The sequence below is a fragment of the Methylosinus sp. LW3 genome, assembly GCF_000527115.1.
Lineage (GTDB): Bacteria > Pseudomonadota > Alphaproteobacteria > Rhizobiales > Beijerinckiaceae > Methylosinus.
In genome coordinates this window covers 1,460,945-1,479,014 of the sequence record NZ_AZUO01000001.1, presented here as the reverse complement: position 1 = coordinate 1,479,014, position 18,070 = coordinate 1,460,945, and the positions used below count along the sequence as shown (strand labels likewise).

Annotated in this window: 16 protein-coding genes and 1 tRNA gene; 13 read left to right on the top strand and 4 right to left on the bottom strand. The window is 64.9% G+C overall.

All coding sequences use genetic code 11. The features are described from left to right. Window positions 1-210: 210 nt before the first annotated feature. From ubiE to METLW3_RS26785, 3 genes are all read left to right on the top strand, one after another. Entirely contained in the window at window positions 211-972 is a 762-nt protein-coding gene (gene ubiE / locus METLW3_RS0107390) for a bifunctional demethylmenaquinone methyltransferase/2-methoxy-6-polyprenyl-1,4-benzoquinol methylase UbiE (protein ID WP_024879320.1), read from the top strand. 79 nt (window positions 973-1,051) lie between these two features. Beyond that, entirely contained in the window at window positions 1,052-2,620 is a 1,569-nt protein-coding gene (ubiB, locus tag METLW3_RS0107385) for a 2-polyprenylphenol 6-hydroxylase (RefSeq protein ID WP_024879319.1), read from the top strand. Between the two features lie 5 nt (window positions 2,621-2,625). Beyond that, window positions 2,626-3,534: a hypothetical protein gene (locus METLW3_RS26785; RefSeq protein WP_157516532.1), complete on the top strand. Its 909-nt coding sequence runs from the start codon at window positions 2,626-2,628 to the stop codon at window positions 3,532-3,534. Window positions 3,535-3,683: 149 nt separating this feature from the next. Here METLW3_RS26785 and METLW3_RS0107375 read toward each other — a convergent pair whose 3' ends face one another. After that, window positions 3,684-4,685 (bottom strand): adenosine kinase, encoded by a 1,002-nt coding sequence (locus tag METLW3_RS0107375; protein WP_024879317.1) that lies wholly within the window; start codon window positions 4,683-4,685, stop codon window positions 3,684-3,686. 360 nt (window positions 4,686-5,045) lie between these two features. Between METLW3_RS0107375 and METLW3_RS0107370 the strand changes: the two genes are divergently transcribed. From METLW3_RS0107370 to fba, 3 genes are all read left to right on the top strand, one after another. Then, the gene (locus METLW3_RS0107370) at window positions 5,046-5,921 is read left to right on the top strand and encodes a phosphoribulokinase (protein ID WP_024879316.1); all 876 of its coding nucleotides are present in this window, start codon (window positions 5,046-5,048) and stop codon (window positions 5,919-5,921) included. A 13-nt stretch (window positions 5,922-5,934) separates the two neighbouring features. After that, entirely contained in the window at window positions 5,935-7,935 is a 2,001-nt protein-coding gene (tkt, locus tag METLW3_RS0107365; protein ID WP_024879315.1) for a transketolase, read from the top strand. Window positions 7,936-8,201: 266 nt separating this feature from the next. Further along, on the top strand, window positions 8,202-9,284 hold the full coding sequence (fba, locus tag METLW3_RS0107360) for a class II fructose-bisphosphate aldolase (protein ID WP_024879314.1): 1,083 nt from the start codon (window positions 8,202-8,204) through the stop codon (window positions 9,282-9,284). Between the two features lie 53 nt (window positions 9,285-9,337). Here the strand turns inward: fba and METLW3_RS0107355 are convergent, their stop codons facing one another. Continuing rightward, entirely contained in the window at window positions 9,338-9,700 is a 363-nt protein-coding gene (locus METLW3_RS0107355) for a hypothetical protein (protein WP_024879313.1), read from the bottom strand. A gap of 176 nt (window positions 9,701-9,876) precedes the next feature. On the opposite strand from METLW3_RS0107355, the gene rpe reads away from it, so the two are divergent. The 4 genes from rpe (at window position 9,877) to METLW3_RS28755 (ending at window position 13,237) form a co-directional block, all read left to right on the top strand. Next, complete coding sequence (rpe, locus tag METLW3_RS0107350; protein ID WP_024879312.1) at window positions 9,877-10,563, top strand: ribulose-phosphate 3-epimerase; 687 nt, start codon at window positions 9,877-9,879, stop codon at window positions 10,561-10,563. A gap of 79 nt (window positions 10,564-10,642) precedes the next feature. Continuing rightward, the gene (locus tag METLW3_RS0107345) at window positions 10,643-12,130 is read left to right on the top strand and encodes a pyruvate kinase (protein WP_024879311.1); all 1,488 of its coding nucleotides are present in this window, start codon (window positions 10,643-10,645) and stop codon (window positions 12,128-12,130) included. A gap of 80 nt (window positions 12,131-12,210) precedes the next feature. After that, a tRNA-Gln gene (locus METLW3_RS0107340) sits at window positions 12,211-12,285 on the top strand. 25 nt (window positions 12,286-12,310) lie between these two features. Beyond that, window positions 12,311-13,237 (top strand): hypothetical protein, encoded by a 927-nt coding sequence (locus METLW3_RS28755; protein WP_198022753.1) that lies wholly within the window; start codon window positions 12,311-12,313, stop codon window positions 13,235-13,237. A 372-nt stretch (window positions 13,238-13,609) separates the two neighbouring features. Here the strand turns inward: METLW3_RS28755 and METLW3_RS0107325 are convergent, their stop codons facing one another. Next, window positions 13,610-13,927 carry an NIPSNAP family protein gene (locus tag METLW3_RS0107325; protein ID WP_024879309.1) on the bottom strand — a complete coding sequence of 106 codons (318 nt, stop codon included), beginning with the start codon at window positions 13,925-13,927 and terminating at the stop codon, window positions 13,610-13,612. 150 nt (window positions 13,928-14,077) lie between these two features. Continuing rightward, window positions 14,078-15,034: a nitronate monooxygenase gene (locus METLW3_RS0107320; protein WP_051465389.1), complete on the bottom strand. Its 957-nt coding sequence runs from the start codon at window positions 15,032-15,034 to the stop codon at window positions 14,078-14,080. 211 nt (window positions 15,035-15,245) lie between these two features. Here METLW3_RS0107320 and METLW3_RS0107315 point away from each other — a divergent pair, with 211 nt between their 5' ends. From METLW3_RS0107315 to METLW3_RS0107305, 3 genes are all read left to right on the top strand, one after another. Continuing rightward, on the top strand, window positions 15,246-15,893 hold the full coding sequence (locus METLW3_RS0107315) for a TetR/AcrR family transcriptional regulator (RefSeq protein WP_024879307.1): 648 nt from the start codon (window positions 15,246-15,248) through the stop codon (window positions 15,891-15,893). Window positions 15,894-16,084: 191 nt separating this feature from the next. Then, entirely contained in the window at window positions 16,085-16,753 is a 669-nt protein-coding gene (locus METLW3_RS0107310; protein ID WP_024879306.1) for a TetR/AcrR family transcriptional regulator, read from the top strand. A 118-nt stretch (window positions 16,754-16,871) separates the two neighbouring features. Further along, entirely contained in the window at window positions 16,872-18,062 is a 1,191-nt protein-coding gene (locus METLW3_RS0107305; protein ID WP_024879305.1) for an efflux RND transporter periplasmic adaptor subunit, read from the top strand. The last annotated feature ends 8 nt before the right edge of the window (window positions 18,063-18,070 follow it).

Here is an 18,070-nt window from a genome sequence, read left to right as displayed (position 1 = left end):
CGCCCCTCGCAGGGCTTGCAGATTCACATATCTTCCAATTCACCCACGACGTCCTGGCCGGGCTCGTCCCGGCCAGGACGACATTGGAACCTTATGAGATGCGTGAATGTGATAGTCCTCCCCTAGGAGAGGGTGGTTTTCGCCCCCAGCCATAGCCATAGGCGCAAAGGCGCGTTATATCGCCCGGAACGCCACCGGACCCGAGAGATTATGACCTCTGAGCGCGAGACCTCGACCCATTTCGGTTTCTCCGAAGTCGGATTGGACGAAAAACAAGGCCTCGTGGACGATGTTTTCCACAAGGTGGCGCGCCGCTACGACATTATGAACGATCTGATGTCTGGCGGTATGCACAGGCTGTGGAAGGATGTCTTCGCCGCCAAGGTGCGGCCCGCCCGCCGTGGCCCCTTCCGCCATTTGGACGTCGCCGGCGGCACCGGCGACATCGCCTTCCGCATCGCCAAGGCCGCCGGGCCGGAGGCGGAGATCGTCGTTCTCGACATCAACGGCGACATGCTGGACGTCGGCCGCGACCGCGCGCAGGAGCGCGGCCTCTCCGACAAGCTGGAATTCGTCCAGGCCAACGCCGAATCCCTGCCCTTCCCGGACGCGCATTTCGACGCCTATACGATCGCCTTCGGCATTCGCAACGTGCCGCGGATCGAGGTGGCGCTCGCCGAGGCGCATCGCGTGCTCAAGCCCGGCGGGCGGTTCCTGTGCCTGGAATTCTCGCAGGTCGCGATTCCGGGCCTCGACAAGATCTACGAGGCCTATTCCTTCAATGTGATCCCGGCGATCGGCAAGCTCGTCGCCGGCGACGGCGAGCCCTATCGCTATCTCGTCGAATCCATTCAGCGCTTCCCCCGCGCGGACGAGTTCGAGCGGATGATCCGGCGCGCCGGCTTCCGCCGCACGGGCTTCGAGCGGCTGACGGGCGGCGTGGTGGCGATCCACTCCGGCTGGAAGCTCTGATCTTTCCCGACGCGTTTCCAACGCCGAACCGGCATCCATTTCGGCTGGAAACGCTCTCAAATACGAACGGCGGCTCTTCGTGCTCATCGGCTTCGGGCATCTCTTCCGACTGGCGCGCGCCGGCTTCATTCTGGCGCGCGAAGGCGTGTTCAAGAGCGTCGATCCGGCCATACTGCCCGTCCCGGCGCAATTTCTGCTGCGCTTCGGCAATCTTTTGGCCAAGCCCGGCAGCAGCGCCGGCGGCGCGCCGCAGGCTTTGGTGCGCGCCTTCGCGCAGATCGGCCCCTCCTATGTGAAGCTCGGCCAGTTTCTGGCCACGCGCCCCGATGTGGTCGGCGGCGAGATCGCCGACGCGCTCACCGCGCTGCAAGATCGAATGGAGCCCTTCGGCCGCAAGGCCGCGGTCGAGATCATCGAAAAAGCCTTCGGCAAGCCGATCGACGAGATTTTCCTCTCCTTCGGCGAGCCGGTGGCGGCGGCCTCCATCGCCCAGGTGCATCCGGCCCGCGTCGCCTATGCGGAGGGCGAGCGCAAGGTCGCGGTGAAGGTGCTGCGGCCGGATGTGGAACGCCAGTTCCGCCGCGATCTCGCCGATATGTATATTCTCGCCCGCGCCGCAGAGCGTTTCTCGGCAGAGGCGCGGCGGCTGCGGATGATCCAGGTCGTCGACACGCTGGCCCGCTCGGTGAAGCTCGAGACCGATTTCCGCCTCGAGGCGGCGGCGGCCTCGGAATTTCGCGACAATGTGGCCGACGATCCAGACATTCGCGCCCCCGGCGTCGATTGGGACCGCACGACCCGCGAGGTGCTGACGCTGGAATGGATCGACGGCGCGCCGCTGTCGGACATCGCGCGCGTCGCCGCCATGAGCCATGATCTGAAGGATCTGGGCCGCAAGGTGCTGCAGTCCTTCCTGCGCACGGCGATGCGGGACGGCTTCTTCCACGCCGACATGCATCAGGGCAATCTCTTCGTCGATCGCAAGGGACGGCTCGTCGCCATCGATTTCGGCATCATGGGCCGGCTCGGCTTCAAGGAGCGGCGCTTTCTGGCTGAAATCCTGTTCGGCTTCATCACGCGCGATTACAAGCGCGTCGCCGAGGTGCATTTCGAGGCCGGCTATGTGCCGCCGATTCACTCGGTCGAGGAATTCTCGCAGGCGCTGCGCGCCATTGGCGAGCCGCTGCATACGGTGAATGCGCAAGATATTTCCATGGCGCGGCTGCTCACTCTGCTCTTCGAGGTGACGGCGCTGTTCGACATGCGCACCCGCACGGAGCTGGTGCTGCTGCAGAAGACCATGGTGGTGGCCGAGGGCGTCGCCCGCTCGCTCGATCCGACGCTGAATATTTGGCGGACGTCCGATCCGGTCGTGCGCAGCTGGATCGAGGATAATCTCGGCCCCAAGGCCAAGCTCGAGGACGCCGGCCGCGCGGCGATCGAGGTCGCCAAATTCACGACGCGCCTGCCCAAGCTGCTCAATGACGCCGAGGCGGCCGTCGAAATGCTGGCGTCCGCCGGCACGAAGGGCCTGCGGCTGTCGGAAGATTCGCTCGAAGGTCTGGCGCGGGCGCGGCGGCGGTCGGATCGCTGGTTCATGCTGGCCGTCGTGCTGGTGGCGCTGCTGGCCATTCACTGGATGAGGTGAGATCGATGATGGCGAAAACGGCTTCGCTCGCGCTCCTGCTCGCCTTCACGCCCCTCGCCGCCACGGCCGCGACGCCGGAGGAAGCCTATATTTCCCTCCGCGACCGCTCGACCGCCAAGCTCCGCAAGCTGGAGGCCGCCGGCAAAGCCGCCGGAGCGGCCGAGGCGGAGGAGCAGAAGACGCTCAAAGAGCTCGGCGAGAAGATGGAGGCGATCATCGGCCCCGTCTCGGTTCCCGGTTTTCAGAAGCTTGGCAAATACAGCATAGAGACTCTATTCGACGGCGTCGGCGCCGATCAGCTCGACGGCCTCGCCTTCTCCGGCAACGACGACAAATCGCAGCTCACCGTCTCGACACAGGGCCTCGCCGAGGCCTTTTTGCGCGCCCATCGCAAGAATTGGCTGAAGGGCGAGAAGCCGCCGCAGTCGCTCGGCGAGGCGCTGGCTTCGCCCTATTTCTACACTCTGGCGGTGAGCCCGGATGCGGGCGTCGAGAAATACGCCGACCTCCCCATCGCCAAGCCCGCAGCGGCGACGCTGGCGACCGCCCTCCTCGATCTGCGCAGCCAGGACGACGCCGGCGGAACGCTGCCGGACGAGATCATCGTCGCCGTCGCCAGCGAAGGGCGGCTCTATATCGCCTCGACGCCGGCCAAGGCGAAGATCGAATCCGCGCCCGCCTGCGAGAAAATCTGGAGCGAGCATCAGGCCAAGGCCAAGAAGGCGATGGATTCCTACTCCGCCTCCGGCCTCGCCGACGAGAAGGATTTCGAGAAATATTCGAAGCTGCAGGAGGAAGGCTCCTCCGCCTTCCGCCACTGCTTCGCCGAACATGCGAAATCGGAGAAATTCTTCGCCGCGCTGACGCAGGAAGCGCAGGCGCTCGCCGACAAATTGGCCGCGACGAAGCGCTGAGGGCGCCACCCTCCGCTCTAGGGGGAGGGTCGGACCGCAAAGCGGTCCGGGGTGGGGTTCAACGACAAAGACTCGGGGGTTTCACCCCCTCCCGAGCGCATTCGCGCTCGACCTCCCCCCTCTAGGGGGAGGTAAAAGCGCGCGCCGCTTCAGGCCAGCAGGCCGTGGTCGCGGGCGAGCTGGAGCAGATCCTTCTGCGGCCGCGCGCCGACATGGGCGATGATCTCCGCCGCCGCCAGCGCGCCCAGCGAGCCCGCGCCTTCATAGAGCGCGCCGCGTGCGAGGCCGGCGAGGAAACCCGCGGCGAAGAGATCGCCGGCGCCGGTGGTGTCCACCACTTCCGTCACCGGATAGGCCGGAACGGTGACGCATTTCTTCCCCTCGACGACGACGACGCCTTTCTCGGAGCGCGTGACCACGCCGAGAAGATTGGCCTCGGCGCCGAGCGCCTTGGCCGCCGTCGCGAAATCGGCGGTCTCATAGAGCGAATGCAATTCGCTCTCATTGGCGAAGAGAATATCGACGAGGCCGTCGCGCACCAGCCCCAAGAACTCACCGCGATAGCGGTCGACGCAGAACGCGTCGGACAGCGAGAGCGCGACGCGATTGCCGGCGGCGCGGCTGGCCTTGGCGGCCTTCAGAAAAGCCTCCTTGGCGGCCGGCGGATCCCAGAGATAGCCTTCGAGATAGAGGATTTTGGACGAGCGCACGAGCGCCTCGTCGATGTCCTCCGGACCGAGAGCCTGGCAGGCGCCGAGGAAAGTGTTCATCGTGCGCTGGCCGTCCGGCGTCACCAGAATGAGGCAACGCGCGGTGGCCGCGCCATCGGCGGCGACAGGCGTGTCGAAGGCGACGCCGGCCTTGCGAATGTCATGGGCGAACTCACGCCCGGCGTCATCGTCCTTCACCTTGCCGATGAAGGCGGCGGCCAGGCCGAAGCCGGCGACGCCGACCAGAGTGTTGGCCGCCGAGCCGCCGGACATAACAGTCGTCGGCCCCATGGCCGCGTAGATCTCGGCGGCGCGGGCTTCATCGACGAGCTGCATCGCGCCCTTGTGGAGACCGGCGGCGACCAGCTGATCGTCCTCCGCGCGCGAGAGTGTGTCGACAATGGCGTTTCCGACGCCGAGGACGTCATAGGTGGCGGACATGAAATCACCTGCTGCAGAACGGGGGCGCGAGCGCCGGAGCGCTCTCTCTAATCGACCCCGCCGGGAGGTCAACCGAGCGCTCGACCGCTCCACCGCAGGGCCGTGGCGACGGCCGGAGGGAGGGAAACCGAGATACCAACATAAATTACTGATATATAATAATAAAATAAAATCCAGCCCGGCGCATGGGACGGCCGGCAGCGGCGGCCGAGATTATTTTTTGCGCGGGCCGAGCAAACGCCCGGCTTTTCTTGTAGGAGAATTGCTGCGCGGCCGCGTCGGCGAAAGACGGCGGCCGCGCAAACCGCGCGCGGCCCTCCCGGCCTGCGCGTCCCGTTCCGGCCTGCGGTGAGCGTCGTCATGTCGATCAAGCATCCGATCATCTCGATCACCGGCTCGTCCGGCGCTGGCACGAGCTCGGTCAAGCAGACATTCGAGCAGATTTTCCGCCGCGAGAAGGTGGAGGTCGCCTATGTGGAAGGCGATTCCTTCCATCGTTACGACCGCAACCAGATGAAGGCCGCCATGAGCGACGCTCAGGCGCAGGGCAATCAGCATTTCAGCCATTTCGGTCCCGAGGCCAATCTGCTCGGCGAGCTCGAAAATCTGTTCAAAGAATATGGCGAGACCGGAAGCGGGCAATATCGCCATTATGTCCATGACGCGAACGAGGGCGCCGTGCTCGCCTCGCCGCCCGGCACTTTCACGCCCTGGCGCGAGCTGCCCGCCAATACCGACCTTTTGTTCTACGAAGGCCTGCATGGCGCAGTCGTGACCGAGGAGGTCAATGTCGCGCGCTACGCCGATCTGAAGATCGGCGTCGTGCCGGTCATCAATCTGGAATGGACGCAGAAGCTCCATCGCGACCGCAACACGCGCGGCTACACCACCGAGGCCGTCACCGAGACGATCCTGCGCCGGATGCACGATTATGTGTATTACATCTGCCCGCAATTCTCGGAGACGGACATCAACTTCCAGCGCGCAGCGACAGTGGACACCTCCAATCCCTTCGTCGCGCGCTCCATCCCGAGCCCGGACGAATCGATCGTCGTCATTCGCTTTCGCGATCCGCGCGGCGTCGATTTTCCCTATCTCGTGACGATGATCGCCGGCAGCTGGATGTCGCGCGCCAATTCCATCGTCATTCCGGGCAATAAGCTCGATCTCGCCATGCAGCTCATACTCACGCCGCGGATATTGGAGCTGATGAAACGCAAACGTGGCGAAGCCTGAGGAAACGAACCCGATGTCGAATGTCTTGGAAACTGTCGTCGAAGTCGCCGCGGCCGAGGACGAGCGCCGCGCCGCCAACGCCATTCGCGCGCTGGCGATGGACGCGGTGGAGAAGGCCAAATCCGGCCATCCCGGCATGCCCATGGGCATGGCCGACGTCGCCGCGGTGCTGTTTCGTCAGTTCGTGAAATTCGACGCCTCGGCGCCGGACTGGGCGGACCGCGACCGCTTCGTGCTGTCGGCGGGGCATGGCTCCATGCTGCTCTACGCCCTCGTCTATCTGCTGGGCTATCCGGGCGTCTCGATCGACGATCTGAAAAGCTTCCGCCAGCTCGACTCCAAGACCCCAGGCCATCCCGAGTTCGGCCACACGATCGGCGTCGAAACGACGACCGGCCCGCTCGGCCAGGGCCTCGCCACCGCCGTCGGACTCGCGATTGCGGAGCGGCTGCAGGCGGCGCGTTTCGGCGACGAGATCGTCGACCATCGCACCTATGTCATCGCCGGCGACGGCTGCCTGATGGAAGGCGTCAGCCATGAGGCGATCGATCTCGCCGGCCATTTGAAGCTCGACCGGCTGATCGTGCTGTGGGACGACAATGGCATTTCCATCGACGGGCCGACGACGCTCTCCACCTCCACCGATCAGCTGGCGCGCTTCGCCGCCTCCGGCTGGCATGTGCAGCGCGTCGACGGCCATGCGCCGGCGGAGATCGCCGATGCGCTCGCGCAGGCGCAGCAGGACGCGCGCCCCTCGCTGATCGCCTGCCGCAGCGTCATCGGCTATGGCGCGCCCGGCAAGCAGGGCAAGGAGACGGTTCACGGCGCGCCGCTCGGCGCATCGGAGATCGAGCTCGCCCGCGCCGAGCTCGGCTGGCCCTATGAGCCCTTCGAGATTCCGGCGGAGACGCTGGAGGCATGGCGCGCCGCCGGCCGCCGCGGCGCCAGCGAAAGGCTCGCCTGGGAGCAGCGACTCGCCGCTTCGCCCAAGCGCGACGCATTCGAGAATTTTCTGAAGGGCGACGTCTCCTGCGCGGTGGCCGCGCCGCTGCGCGCGCTGCGCGAGAGCTTCGCCACTGAGCGGCCCAAGGTGGCGACGCGCAAATCCTCCGAGACCGTGCTCGGCGTCATCAATGCGGCGACCGACGCGACGATCGGCGGCTCCGCCGATCTCACCCATTCCAACTTCACCATCACCAAAGGGCTCGGCTCCGTCTCGGCGGAGAATTTCGCCGGCCGCTACATTCATTATGGCGTGCGCGAGCACGGCATGGCGGCGGCGATGAACGGCATTGCGCTGCATGGCGGTTTCGTTCCCTATGGCGGAACCTTTCTCGTCTTCTCGGACTATGCGCGCGGCGCGATCCGCCTCTCCGCGCTGATGGGCCAACGCGTCGTCTATGTGCTGACGCATGATTCGATCGGCCTCGGCGAGGACGGGCCGACGCATCAGCCGATCGAGCATCTCGCCTCGCTGCGCGCTCTGCCCAATCTCTATGTGTTCCGCCCGGCGGACGCGATCGAGACGGCGGAGAGCTGGGAAATCGCCCTCAATGCGAAGACGACGCCCTCCGTGCTGAGCCTGTCGCGTCAGAATTTGGCGACGCTGGAGCGGCCGCTCGGCGAGAATCTCACCGCCCGCGGCGCCTATGTGCTGCGCGAGCCGAGCGGCGGACGCCATGTAACGCTCATCGCCACCGGCTCGGAAGTGCAGATCGCGCTCGCCGCCGCCGATCTTCTGTGGACGCGGGGCGTGCGCGCCGCCGTCGTCTCCATGCCCTGCTGGGAGCTGTTCGAGACGCAATCGCCGACCTATCGCGCCAGCGTGCTCGGCTCGGCGCTGCGCGTCGCCGTGGAGGCCGCCGCGCGCCTCGGCTGGGACCGCTGGATCGGCGAGCGTGGCGCTTTCGTCGGCATGACCGGCTTCGGCGCGAGCGCGCCGGCGGATGCGCTCTACGCCCGCTTCGGCATAACGGCCGAAGGCGTGGCCGGGACCGCGCAAGCGCTGCTCTGACGATCGGCGTAATCGGAACGGCGCCCGCGGCTTCGCGGGCGTCGCGCCGGCAGGGAATGAATAGTCGATTTCGAGCTCGAACGAATAGACCAAGAGAAACCCTCGCGAGAGGGCGCCGCAATTCTCGGCGAGCGGCCGCGGGAGGTGATGACATCTCCCGCGCTCCGCTATATCGCTATCAGCGGAATCGGCCTGCGCCCCCCGCATTGCTCTGGCGCCGCCGCCGTAGACTTTAATCGAATTCCGGCACTGGGAGGACACCGCAAATGGCGCTCATCACCCTGAGACAATTGCTCGACCACGCCGCCGAGCACGACTATGGCGTGCCGGCCTTCAATATCAACAATATGGAGCAGGGCCTCGCGGTGATGGAGGCCGCCGCCTCGGTCGACGCTCCGGTCATCATCCAGGCGAGCCGCGGCGCCCGCTCCTACGCCAATGACGTGATGCTGGCCAAGATGATCGAGGCGCTGGCGATCATGTATCCCGACATTCCGCTGGTCATGCATCAGGACCATGGCAATAGCGAAGCGACCTGCGCCAGCGCCATTCGCTTCGGCTTCACCTCAGTGATGATGGACGGCTCGCTGGAGGCAGACGGCAAGACGCCGGCGAGCTATGACTACAATGTCGCGGTGACGCGCCGCGTCGTCGATCTCGCCCATTGGGTCGGCGCTTCGGTCGAGGGCGAGCTCGGCGTGCTCGGCTCGCTGGAGACCGGCGAGGGCGAGAAAGAGGACGGCCATGGCGCCGAGGGCAAGCTCAGCCACGACCAGCTGCTGACCGACCCGAGCCAAGCTGTCGATTTCGTCGCCCGCACCAAGGTCGACGCTCTCGCCATCGCCATGGGCACCTCGCATGGCGCTTACAAATTCTCGCGCAAGCCCGACGGCGCCATTCTCGCGATGCATGTGATCGAGGAGATTCACAATCGCCTGCCGAACACGCATCTGGTGATGCACGGCTCCTCCTCCGTGCCGCAGGATTTGCAGGACGCGTTCAACGAGGCCGGCGGCGAGATGCCGCAGACCTGGGGCGTGCCGGTGGAAGAGATTCAGCGCGGCATCAAATTCGGCGTGCGCAAGATCAACATCGACACCGACTGCCGCATCGCCGTCACCGCCTCCATCCGCGCGACGCTGCTGAAGAACAAGGGCGAGTTCGACCCGCGCAAATATCTGAAGCCGGCGCAGGAGGCGATGCGCAAAGTGTGCAAGCAGCGCTATGAGGAATTCGGCGCCGCGGGCCAGGCGAGCAAGATCAAGCCGATCCCGCTCGCCGACATGGCCAAGCGTTACGCTAGCGGCGCGCTCGATCCGCAATTCTCGGAAAAGAGGGCCGCGGAGTGAGGTCTAAACCGGCGCGCCCGCAAATATCGGGCGCGCCGATGCGCGCTTCGCGCTTATTTGCACTGATTGAGGTCGGGACGATCGGCGGCGCAGAAATTCGTGCCCTTCGAGCTGGGCTTGCCGCTGGAGGCGAAGCCGCCCGTCAGCGCCGCGCCCTTGAAGGTCGCCGTCACGACCTTGTATTTCGTGATGTCCAGGCGGGAGTTGTCGCAGTGCTTCAACGCCGACGCGGAGCATTCGGCTTCGCTCTCAGCGGATTCCTGCGTGTCGCACTCCTGCTTGCCGTTGCACTTCTTGTAGGATTCCGCCTCCTGGCCGGCGCAGGCCGTGCGCTTGATGTGAACGACGCAATCGGCGGCGAAAGCGTTCGTGAGCGACAGCGCCAGCAGCGCTCCGAGAGCAATGGCTTTTTTCATGGGATCCCCCCTCTATGTGATGTGCGGCGGACGCGCGGTTCAGGGCGCGCCCCGCCAACCCACTGGTGCACGGTCATTACGAAATCTGCGTGACGCCCGACGCGGCCCCCGGAGCGCATTCGCCCTCGGCGGGACCCGCCACCAACTCGACTGCCGGCTGCGACGGAGCCCCTCATATGACCAGTGACATCATCATCGCCCCTTCCATTCTCTCCGCCGATTTCGCGCGGCTCGGCGAGGAGGTGCGCGATGTCGTCGCCGCCGGCGCCGATTGGATTCATCTCGATGTGATGGACGGGCATTTCGTGCCCAACATCACCTTCGGCCCCGGCGTAGTGAAGGCGCTGCGCCCGCACGCGTCGTGCATTTTCGACGCGCATCTGATGATCGAGCCGGTCGATCCTTATGTCGCGGCCTTCGCCGAGGCGGGCGCCGACATCATCACCCTGCATGCCGAAGCGGGCGCGCATCTGCATCGCTCGCTGCGTCTCATTCGCTCGCTCGGCAAGAAGGCCGGCGTCTCGCTCAATCCGGGCACCAGCGAGCGCGCGCTCGATTATGTGCTCGACGATGTCGATCTCATTCTGGTGATGAGCGTCGACCCCGGCTTCGGCGGCCAAGGCTTCATTCCTTCGCAGATCGACAAGATCCGCCGCATACGGGAGATGATCGGCCGGCGCGAAATATTCCTCGAGGTGGACGGCGGCGTGACGCGGCAGACGGCCACGGCGATCGTCGAGGCCGGCGCCGATGTTCTCGTCGCCGGCTCCGCCGTCTTCGCCGGCAGCGGCGCCTCGGACTATCGCGAGAATATCGCCGCCCTGCGCGGCGCGGCCGCCGCCGCCGGCGCGCTGGCCGTGTGACGGCGCGCCGCACAGAGGCGTTGCGAAAGCGTCACGATGGAGGGAGAAAGCTTCTGGCCCCCGCCGCGAGTGGACCCGAATGAACGACGAATTCAGGCAGGCGAGCGAAGCTCGCGCCGATCTCCATGAATTGTTGACCGCCCTGTCGCGCTTGCGCGAGGAGGTCGTCGCCGACGGCCAGAGGCTTATCGAGAGCTTGGGCGGACCGTTTCCGGCCGAAGCCGCGCCGGCGGCGGAAAATCTCGCCCATTACCTCGCCCTGCGCCGCCGCGATCTCAGCGATCTGCAATCGCGCCTCTCGGCATTCGGCCTCTCGTCGCTCGGCCGCAGCGAGGCCAAGGTGATGGAGGCTCTGGACGCGCTTCTGGCGACGCTGCGGCGGCTCGCCGGCGAGGCAGACGCCCCCTACCCCACCGCCGCCGCCATGCGCGCCGGCGAGGACGCCATAAGCGCCGCGCGCGATCGGATTTTCGGCGCAGTCCCCACGACGCCGCACGCTGTCGTGATGGTCACGCTGCCGAGTGAGGCGGCGAGCGAGCCCGAGCTGATCCGTCGGCTGATGGAGGCCGGCATGGGCTGCGCGCGCATAAATTGCGCGCATGACGACGCCACCGCCTGGAAAGCGATGATCGCCAACATACGCGCGGCCGAGCGCGCGCTCGGCCGCAATTGCCGCGTGCTGATGGACATCGCCGGGCCGAAATGCCGGATCGAGCAATTGCGCGCGCCCGAGAAGCTGCGCCTCTATCGCGGCGACCGCTTCGCCATGGTCGCGACGCTCGATCCGCGCGCCGGCGGGCCGGTCGCGATCCGGCCCTCCTTTCCCGAGGCGATCGACCAGCTCACGCCCGGCGCCGAGGTGTGGATCAATGACGGGAAGATCGGCGCGCGGGTCGTCGCCGTGAGCGCCGGCGCCGTAGAGCTGGAAGTGTTCAGCGCCCGCGGCAAGGGCGAGCGGCTGAAGGTCGAGAAGGGCCTCAATTTCCCCACCATCGATCTGCGCCTGCCGCCGCTGACGCCAAAAGATTTCCGCGATCTCGATTTCGTCGCGGCCGAGGCCGATCTCGTCGGCTTCTCCTTCGTGCAGGAGCCCGCCGACGTCGATCTCCTCCAGGACCATCTCGCGGCGCGGCGCGGCGCGCTGCCCAAGCAGACGATCGTGCTGAAGATCGAGACGCCGCTCGCCGTGCGCAATCTGCCGCGGCTCATTCTGCGCTCGGCGCTGCATCATCCGACAGCGGTGATGATCGCGCGCGGCGATCTCGCGGTCGAGCTCGGCTTCGCCCGGCTCTCCGAGATGCAGGAGGAGATTTTATGGCTCTGCGAGGCCGCCCATGTGCCGGTGATCTGGGCGACGCAGGTGCTCGACCAGTTCATCAAGGACGGCGCGCCGAGCCGGGCCGAGACCACAGACGCCGCCATGGCGCAGCGCGCCGAATGCGTGATGCTGAACAAGGGGCCATATCTCGCCGAGGCGGTGACATTCCTGCGCGACGTGCTGGCCCGCATGGATCGCCATCAATCGAAAAAATTCGCCCGCTTCACGCCGCTGCGCGCCTGGGACTAGAGGCGCGCGAAAAAGTTGCGGAGGCGACGCCGGGGCATTATGGGATAGCCGCCGCCCGGCGACTCGGCTGGTCGGCGCATTGGGGCGTCGCCAAGTGGTAAGGCAGCGGATTTTGATTCCGCCATACGGAGGTTCGAATCCTCCCGCCCCAGCCAGAATTCCGCAAATCGTTGGAATCGCTTGAAAATCGCCTCAGCTGGGGCGAGTTTCCACATCCCTTGTGACACATGGCTGGTACACCACGGAGATTTTCGTGCCCGCCATCCCCCATGTCGTGCGTCGCGGCGCGTACTATTATTGGCGGCGGCGACTGCCATCGGCCCTTGCCGAATCGAGAAATTCTGCGACCCTGATTCTCGGCCTGGGCGCCAGCAACCCCGGGAGAGCGCGCTACCTCGCGGGCCAGATTTCCGCGCTCGCCGATCGTTGTTTCTTTCCGGCCGCCATGACCAGTCGCCTCTCCCAGCCGCAAATCCAGAGGGTGTTCCGCGTCGTCTTCACGCGGCTGCCTCGACGCAGCGCCTCCATTATATAACGATCAGAACGAGCGAAGTTCGGCGCATCAAGAATCTGTATTCCGAGCGCTCGGTCGTCCTGCATCCAGAGCTCATCTGCCTCGGCTTTCTCGATTATGTCGCAGCCGTGAGAGCGCTCGGCTATGAGATGGTCTTCCCCGATCTCAAATCGCCGACATCCTCGTCACCTCTGGGCGATCGGCTCTATGACGAGCTGATCGACGGGCTACACCAAGCCATTCCCGACGCCAAGGAGCGCAAGAAGGTCATCCATTCCATGCGCAAGTCTTTCGGCAATAGATTGAAGCAGGAGGGAATACACAGCGAAATTCGGGGCGACATCATGGGGCATTCGGGCGCCACTCCGAGCGAGGAAATCTACTGCGACGCGATTGCGCTCGCCAAAATGCTGCCGAGCATCATGAAGATTCCGATCGTGACGGCGCATCTACAGCCTCACCCGATCCGCCTGCTGCCATGGGTGGAGGAAAAACTGCCGCCGCCGTTCTCGCGGAAGCGGAGGGAGGCGGAAGGCGCGGGTCCGAGACCCAGGCAGGCGAGAAAAATAAAGGGCGAACCAGACCGCTGTTGACCCCTTGCAGACCTGTCGCGCCGACAGGCCCAACGTCGGGTTGCGCCGAAAGGCGACATTCCCGGGCCGGGCGTCCTGCAGCGGCTGCGGGATCGCGTCGCTCAAGAGAAAATGCTTTTGCTTACGCTGATGCCATTCGAGGTCTCGCGCCAAGTATTCGAACGGGCCGGCGAACCAAAGAAATTTGCGACGCTACCCTGCGGTCAATTCGCTCCTTACTGCGAGAGCTTCGCCCAATCCTGTCCGGCGGCGCGCGACTGGTTCGTCGCGCATTTCTAATGGCCCACGTCTCCACGGACCCTCGTCCGGCGCGACCGGCTCAAAGCGGTCTTTCAGAAGCTGGAAGGCTTCGGAGCGATTTCGAGAGTTTCGTCACCGGAGAGGAGAGAATGTCTCGGGGGTGAGCAATATCGTCTCCACGCAGGAGAGCCAGGCGATGTCGAAACCCGCCATGTCCGCCTTGAACAGATCGCTGGCCATATAGCGATCAGAGGCCGCCTTGGGATCGACACCTTCGGGATAGCCGACGAGTGCGACGACTTTCGCCGGATCGCTCGCAACGGCAAACACGCCATGCGTGACGATCCCGAATGCTTTCAGGCTTTCGATATGCTTGATCCAGATCTTGCGATAGGCCGTGGCGGCCTCGACGGATTTCAGCGTGTAGATGCGCATTTCATAGGTCGTCATGGATTTTCTCCGCTCGATGACGCGTGATCGGACGCTCGCTACGACAACGGTCCGGGCCATGGAGGCAACGCCTCGTCGCTCGACGGGCGGCGGTAACGCCGACTCGTCTCCCCGGACGCTCGTTTGCGGAGCAGTTCGAACTTGCCCAGTTCACGTTGCTCGAGGCGCGACCCTCGAATAGCCGGCGATCAATTCCTGCATGATGACGCTCGCCGGCAAGATGGCGTCGAGCAGCCCGAGGTTCTGGCCGACGACGAGGCTGCCGTTCTCGACGTCGCCGTCGACGGCCGCCGCGCGCAAGACGCCACGACCGATCTCGCGGATGCGCTCCGCGGCGTCGTCGGGCGGCAGTTCCCGTTCGAGGCGCAGCATTTCATCCGTCAGCCGGTTTTTGACGCCACGCACCCCGTCGCCGGCGCTGACGCCGGTCAGAACGGTGTCGCCCTCCCCGGCGGCGACGATGGCGTTCTTGTAGTTGGCGTGGATCGGGCATTCCTCGGCGACCAGGAAGCGGCTTCCGACCTCGACGCCGGCGGCGCCGAGCATGAACGAAGCGGCGACGCCACGTCCATCAGCGACGCCGCTCGAATTGATCACGGGGATGGAAACGGCGTCCACGACCTGGGGTATCAGGGAGAATGTGCCGGTGAGGCCGAAGATGTGACCGCCGCCGTCGTACCCCTTGACCGAAACGAAATCGACCCCGGCCGCTTCGAACACTTTGGCCTCCGACACCGAGGACGCCTTGCCGATCGTCGCGGCGCCGTGGCTCCTGAGCGCTTCGACGTAACGCGGAAGCGTGTCGAAATAGGCGGGGAACGTCTCGATCTCGACGACCCTGATCCCTTGGCGCAGGGTGATTTCCAGCAGCTTGTCGGCGTCGGGCAGGCAGGTGATGATGTTGAGGCCGAAAGGCGCCTCCGTCAGGGCTCGGGCCGCGCGGATCTCGGCCTCGAAGACGGCCGGCGGGCAAAAGCCGAGCCCCATGATTCCCAGCCCGCCGGCGTTGGAAACGCTCGCGGCGAGCTTGCTGTCCGACGCCCAGGCCATCGGCCCTTGCAGGATCGGGTAGCGAATGCCGAGCTTGTCGCAGACAATGTTGCTCATGATCCCCTCTCGCCTACCCTGACGGCGACGGCGTGCTTTGTGGGATTGGACGGGCGGGCGCAGCGCCGCGACCATTTCTTCCGAAACATCGCGCCCCGCTCAAATGAACGGGTTGGTTTTGCATTTCCACCGCAAAAGGCTATCAATAACCATGCGAACCGTCAACTATTGAACGATGTCGTTCAGTTACGGATATCGAATGAGGATCGCAATGGCGGAGCCCGACAGGCCGAAAGTAAGGACGAGAGGGCCGCGAACGGTCGAGCGCATCGTCGAGGCGGCTCATCGGTTGTTTCTCAGCCGAGGCTTCGCCGAAACATCGATGGAGGCGATCGCTCAGGAAGCCGGCGTCAGCAAGGCGACGCTCTACGCGCATTATGGCAGCCGGGATGAATTGTTCACGGCTGTGATCTGGGCGGCCGGCGACCGGTTTTCATCCGGCCTGGTGTCAGGGGTGACGGGCGCCGCGGATTTGAGAAGCAAAATGGAGCGTCTTGCCGGCGCGGTGCTCGATCTATTGCTGTCTCCCGACGTGGTGGCCACGAACCGGATCGTCGCGGCCGAGGCCCCGCGCTTTCCCGAACTCGGCAAGCTCTTTTACGAGAACGGGCCGGACAGGCTGATCGCGCGACTGGCGGAGGTGTTCGAGACCGCAATGGCGGCAGGCTCGCTCCGCCGGTCCGTTCCCCGCGACGTCGCCAAGCATTTTATCGGCCTGATCCGTGGCGACCTTCAGTTGCGGGCTATGCTCGGCGACGAGTCGGCATTGTCGGCGACCGAGCGCAACCGCACGATCACCACCGGAGTCGGCGTTTTTCTCGCCGCCTATGCTCAGCCGGAGCCTTTTCGAGAGAGTTGATCATCGACTACGAGGCCTCTCCATCGAGACCGGCGGCACGCCCGCTGTTCCGAGCCGACCGGCTTGGAACGACCTGACGTTTCCGACTTGCCGCGATAGCGCGAACTCGCCCGCATTTCTTGCGCCGAGGCTCTTGACCCGATAGCTCATGCCCCGTAAGTATGTGTTCACATACTTACTTACGAGGCGATATGCACTCCGACGACCTGGTCCGCAAGCCGCGAGCCCGCGACCGCCAAGCCACTCGCGACGCTCTGATCGCGGCCGCAGCGACGGCGTTCGCCGCATGCGGCTACGAGGGAGCGACGACGCGCGCCATCGCCGACGCCGCAGGATGCTCGGAGGCCCTGATCCAGCGATATTTCAGCGGCAAGGAAGGCCTGCTGCTCGCGGTGCTCGACAAGGAGGATGACCGCTCCGACGCGGCGCTCTTCCTGGGGCGCCCGCTTTGTTCGACCATGGCGCAAGAAGCGCGCGAGATGCTCGCGCATTTGGTCGAGAAAATCTCGGAACGTTCGGACCGAATTCGCATCGTGATCTCGAGAGCCCTGCTCGATCGAGCCTTCAAAACGCATTTGAACCGCATCTGGATCCGTGAAGAAATCAGGAGCGGCCTCGAAGCGCGGCTCGCTCGCTACGTCGACGCTGGAATTGCCGAACCTGAATTCGATGTCGGCTCCGCCGCCGAAATGCTGCTCAGTCTGGGCTTCGAGCTGGGTTTCGTCCATCGCGAGATTCTCGAGACCTCCCCCGAAATGACGAGACGGCTTCTGGAACAGTTCGCGGACATGTTCGGTCGAGCCGTTTCGGCGCCGCCCTCCCGCGGATCGCCCGCGAAGACCCAGAAAGGCGGCGAATGAGGGGCCTCGGCCTCTCCGAAGCCCTACGACGAAAAGCGCTATGTTTTCCCCACTCTCTCGAGCGGAGCCGCACATGATACCGACGCGTCACCGTGTCTCTTTGTCGCCCTCGATTGTCATGACACCCGAAGCACCGATTTCGCGCTCGGCCGCAGCAGGGCTGTTCGGCGCTTTCTTCGCGCTGCTGTCTATTGCGGTCGCTGCGAGCTGCGAACAAGCGCTGGCCGCCGAGCCGACGCGTCCGCCTGCGCAGGCGGGCTATGTCGTCGTCCATCTCCAACCGATCACGCGCGTGACGGAATTGCCTGGCCGCACGACCGCTGTCCTGACCGCGGAGGTGCGCCCCCAAGTCAATGGGGTCGTCCTGAAACGGCTATTCGACGAAGGCAGCGAAGTCAAAGAAGGCCAGCAACTCTATCAGATCGATCCCGCTCTCTACCAAGCGGCCTATGACAGCGCGGTCGCCACATTGGCGCGCAATCGGGCGACCTATCAAGCGGCAAACGCGAAAGCCACTCGTTACAAGTCGCTGTCCGCCATGAAAGCCGTGAGCAAGCAAGACGTCGAGGACGCCGTGGCGACAGCCCAACAAGCGGAGGCCGATATCGCCATCGCCCAAGCGAGCATCTCCCAGGCGAAGATCAATCTTTCCTATACGAAAGTTCTGGCGCCCATCTCCGGCCGTATCGGTCGATCCACAGTCACGCCGGGCGCGCTCGTGATCGCCAACCAAAGCAATGTTCTCGCGACGGTCACGCAGCTCGACCCGATCTATGTCGATGTGACGCAATCGGCGACAACACTACTGCGTCTGCGGAAAGCGCTGGCGAGCGGCGGGCTCGAAAGCATCGGCAATGGCGCGGCGAAGGTCACTTTGAAGCTCGAAGACAACAGCACATATGATGTCGCGGGAAAGCTGCAATTTTCGGAGGTCACCGTCGACGAGGGGACGGGCACGGTTCTCATGCGGGCGATTTTCCCCAACCCCAAACACCTCCTGTTGCCGGGCATGTATGTACATGCCTCCCTTCAGGAAGGGGTGGATCGAAACGGCGTTCTGATACCGCAGCAAGCAGTCTCCCGCAATACGCATGGAGACGCGACCGTCCTACTGATCGGAGACGACGACAAGGCGAGCCTGCGCATCATACAAACAGGTCAAGCGATCGGCGATCAATGGATCGTCATCGGCGGCCTCCGCGCGGGCGAGCGCGTGATCGTCGATGGATTGCAGAACATACGTCCCGGCGATGTCGTTCGACCCGCCGCGGTCGAAGACGCGGCGATCCGCGCCGACAAACGGTCCTGACGTTTCGC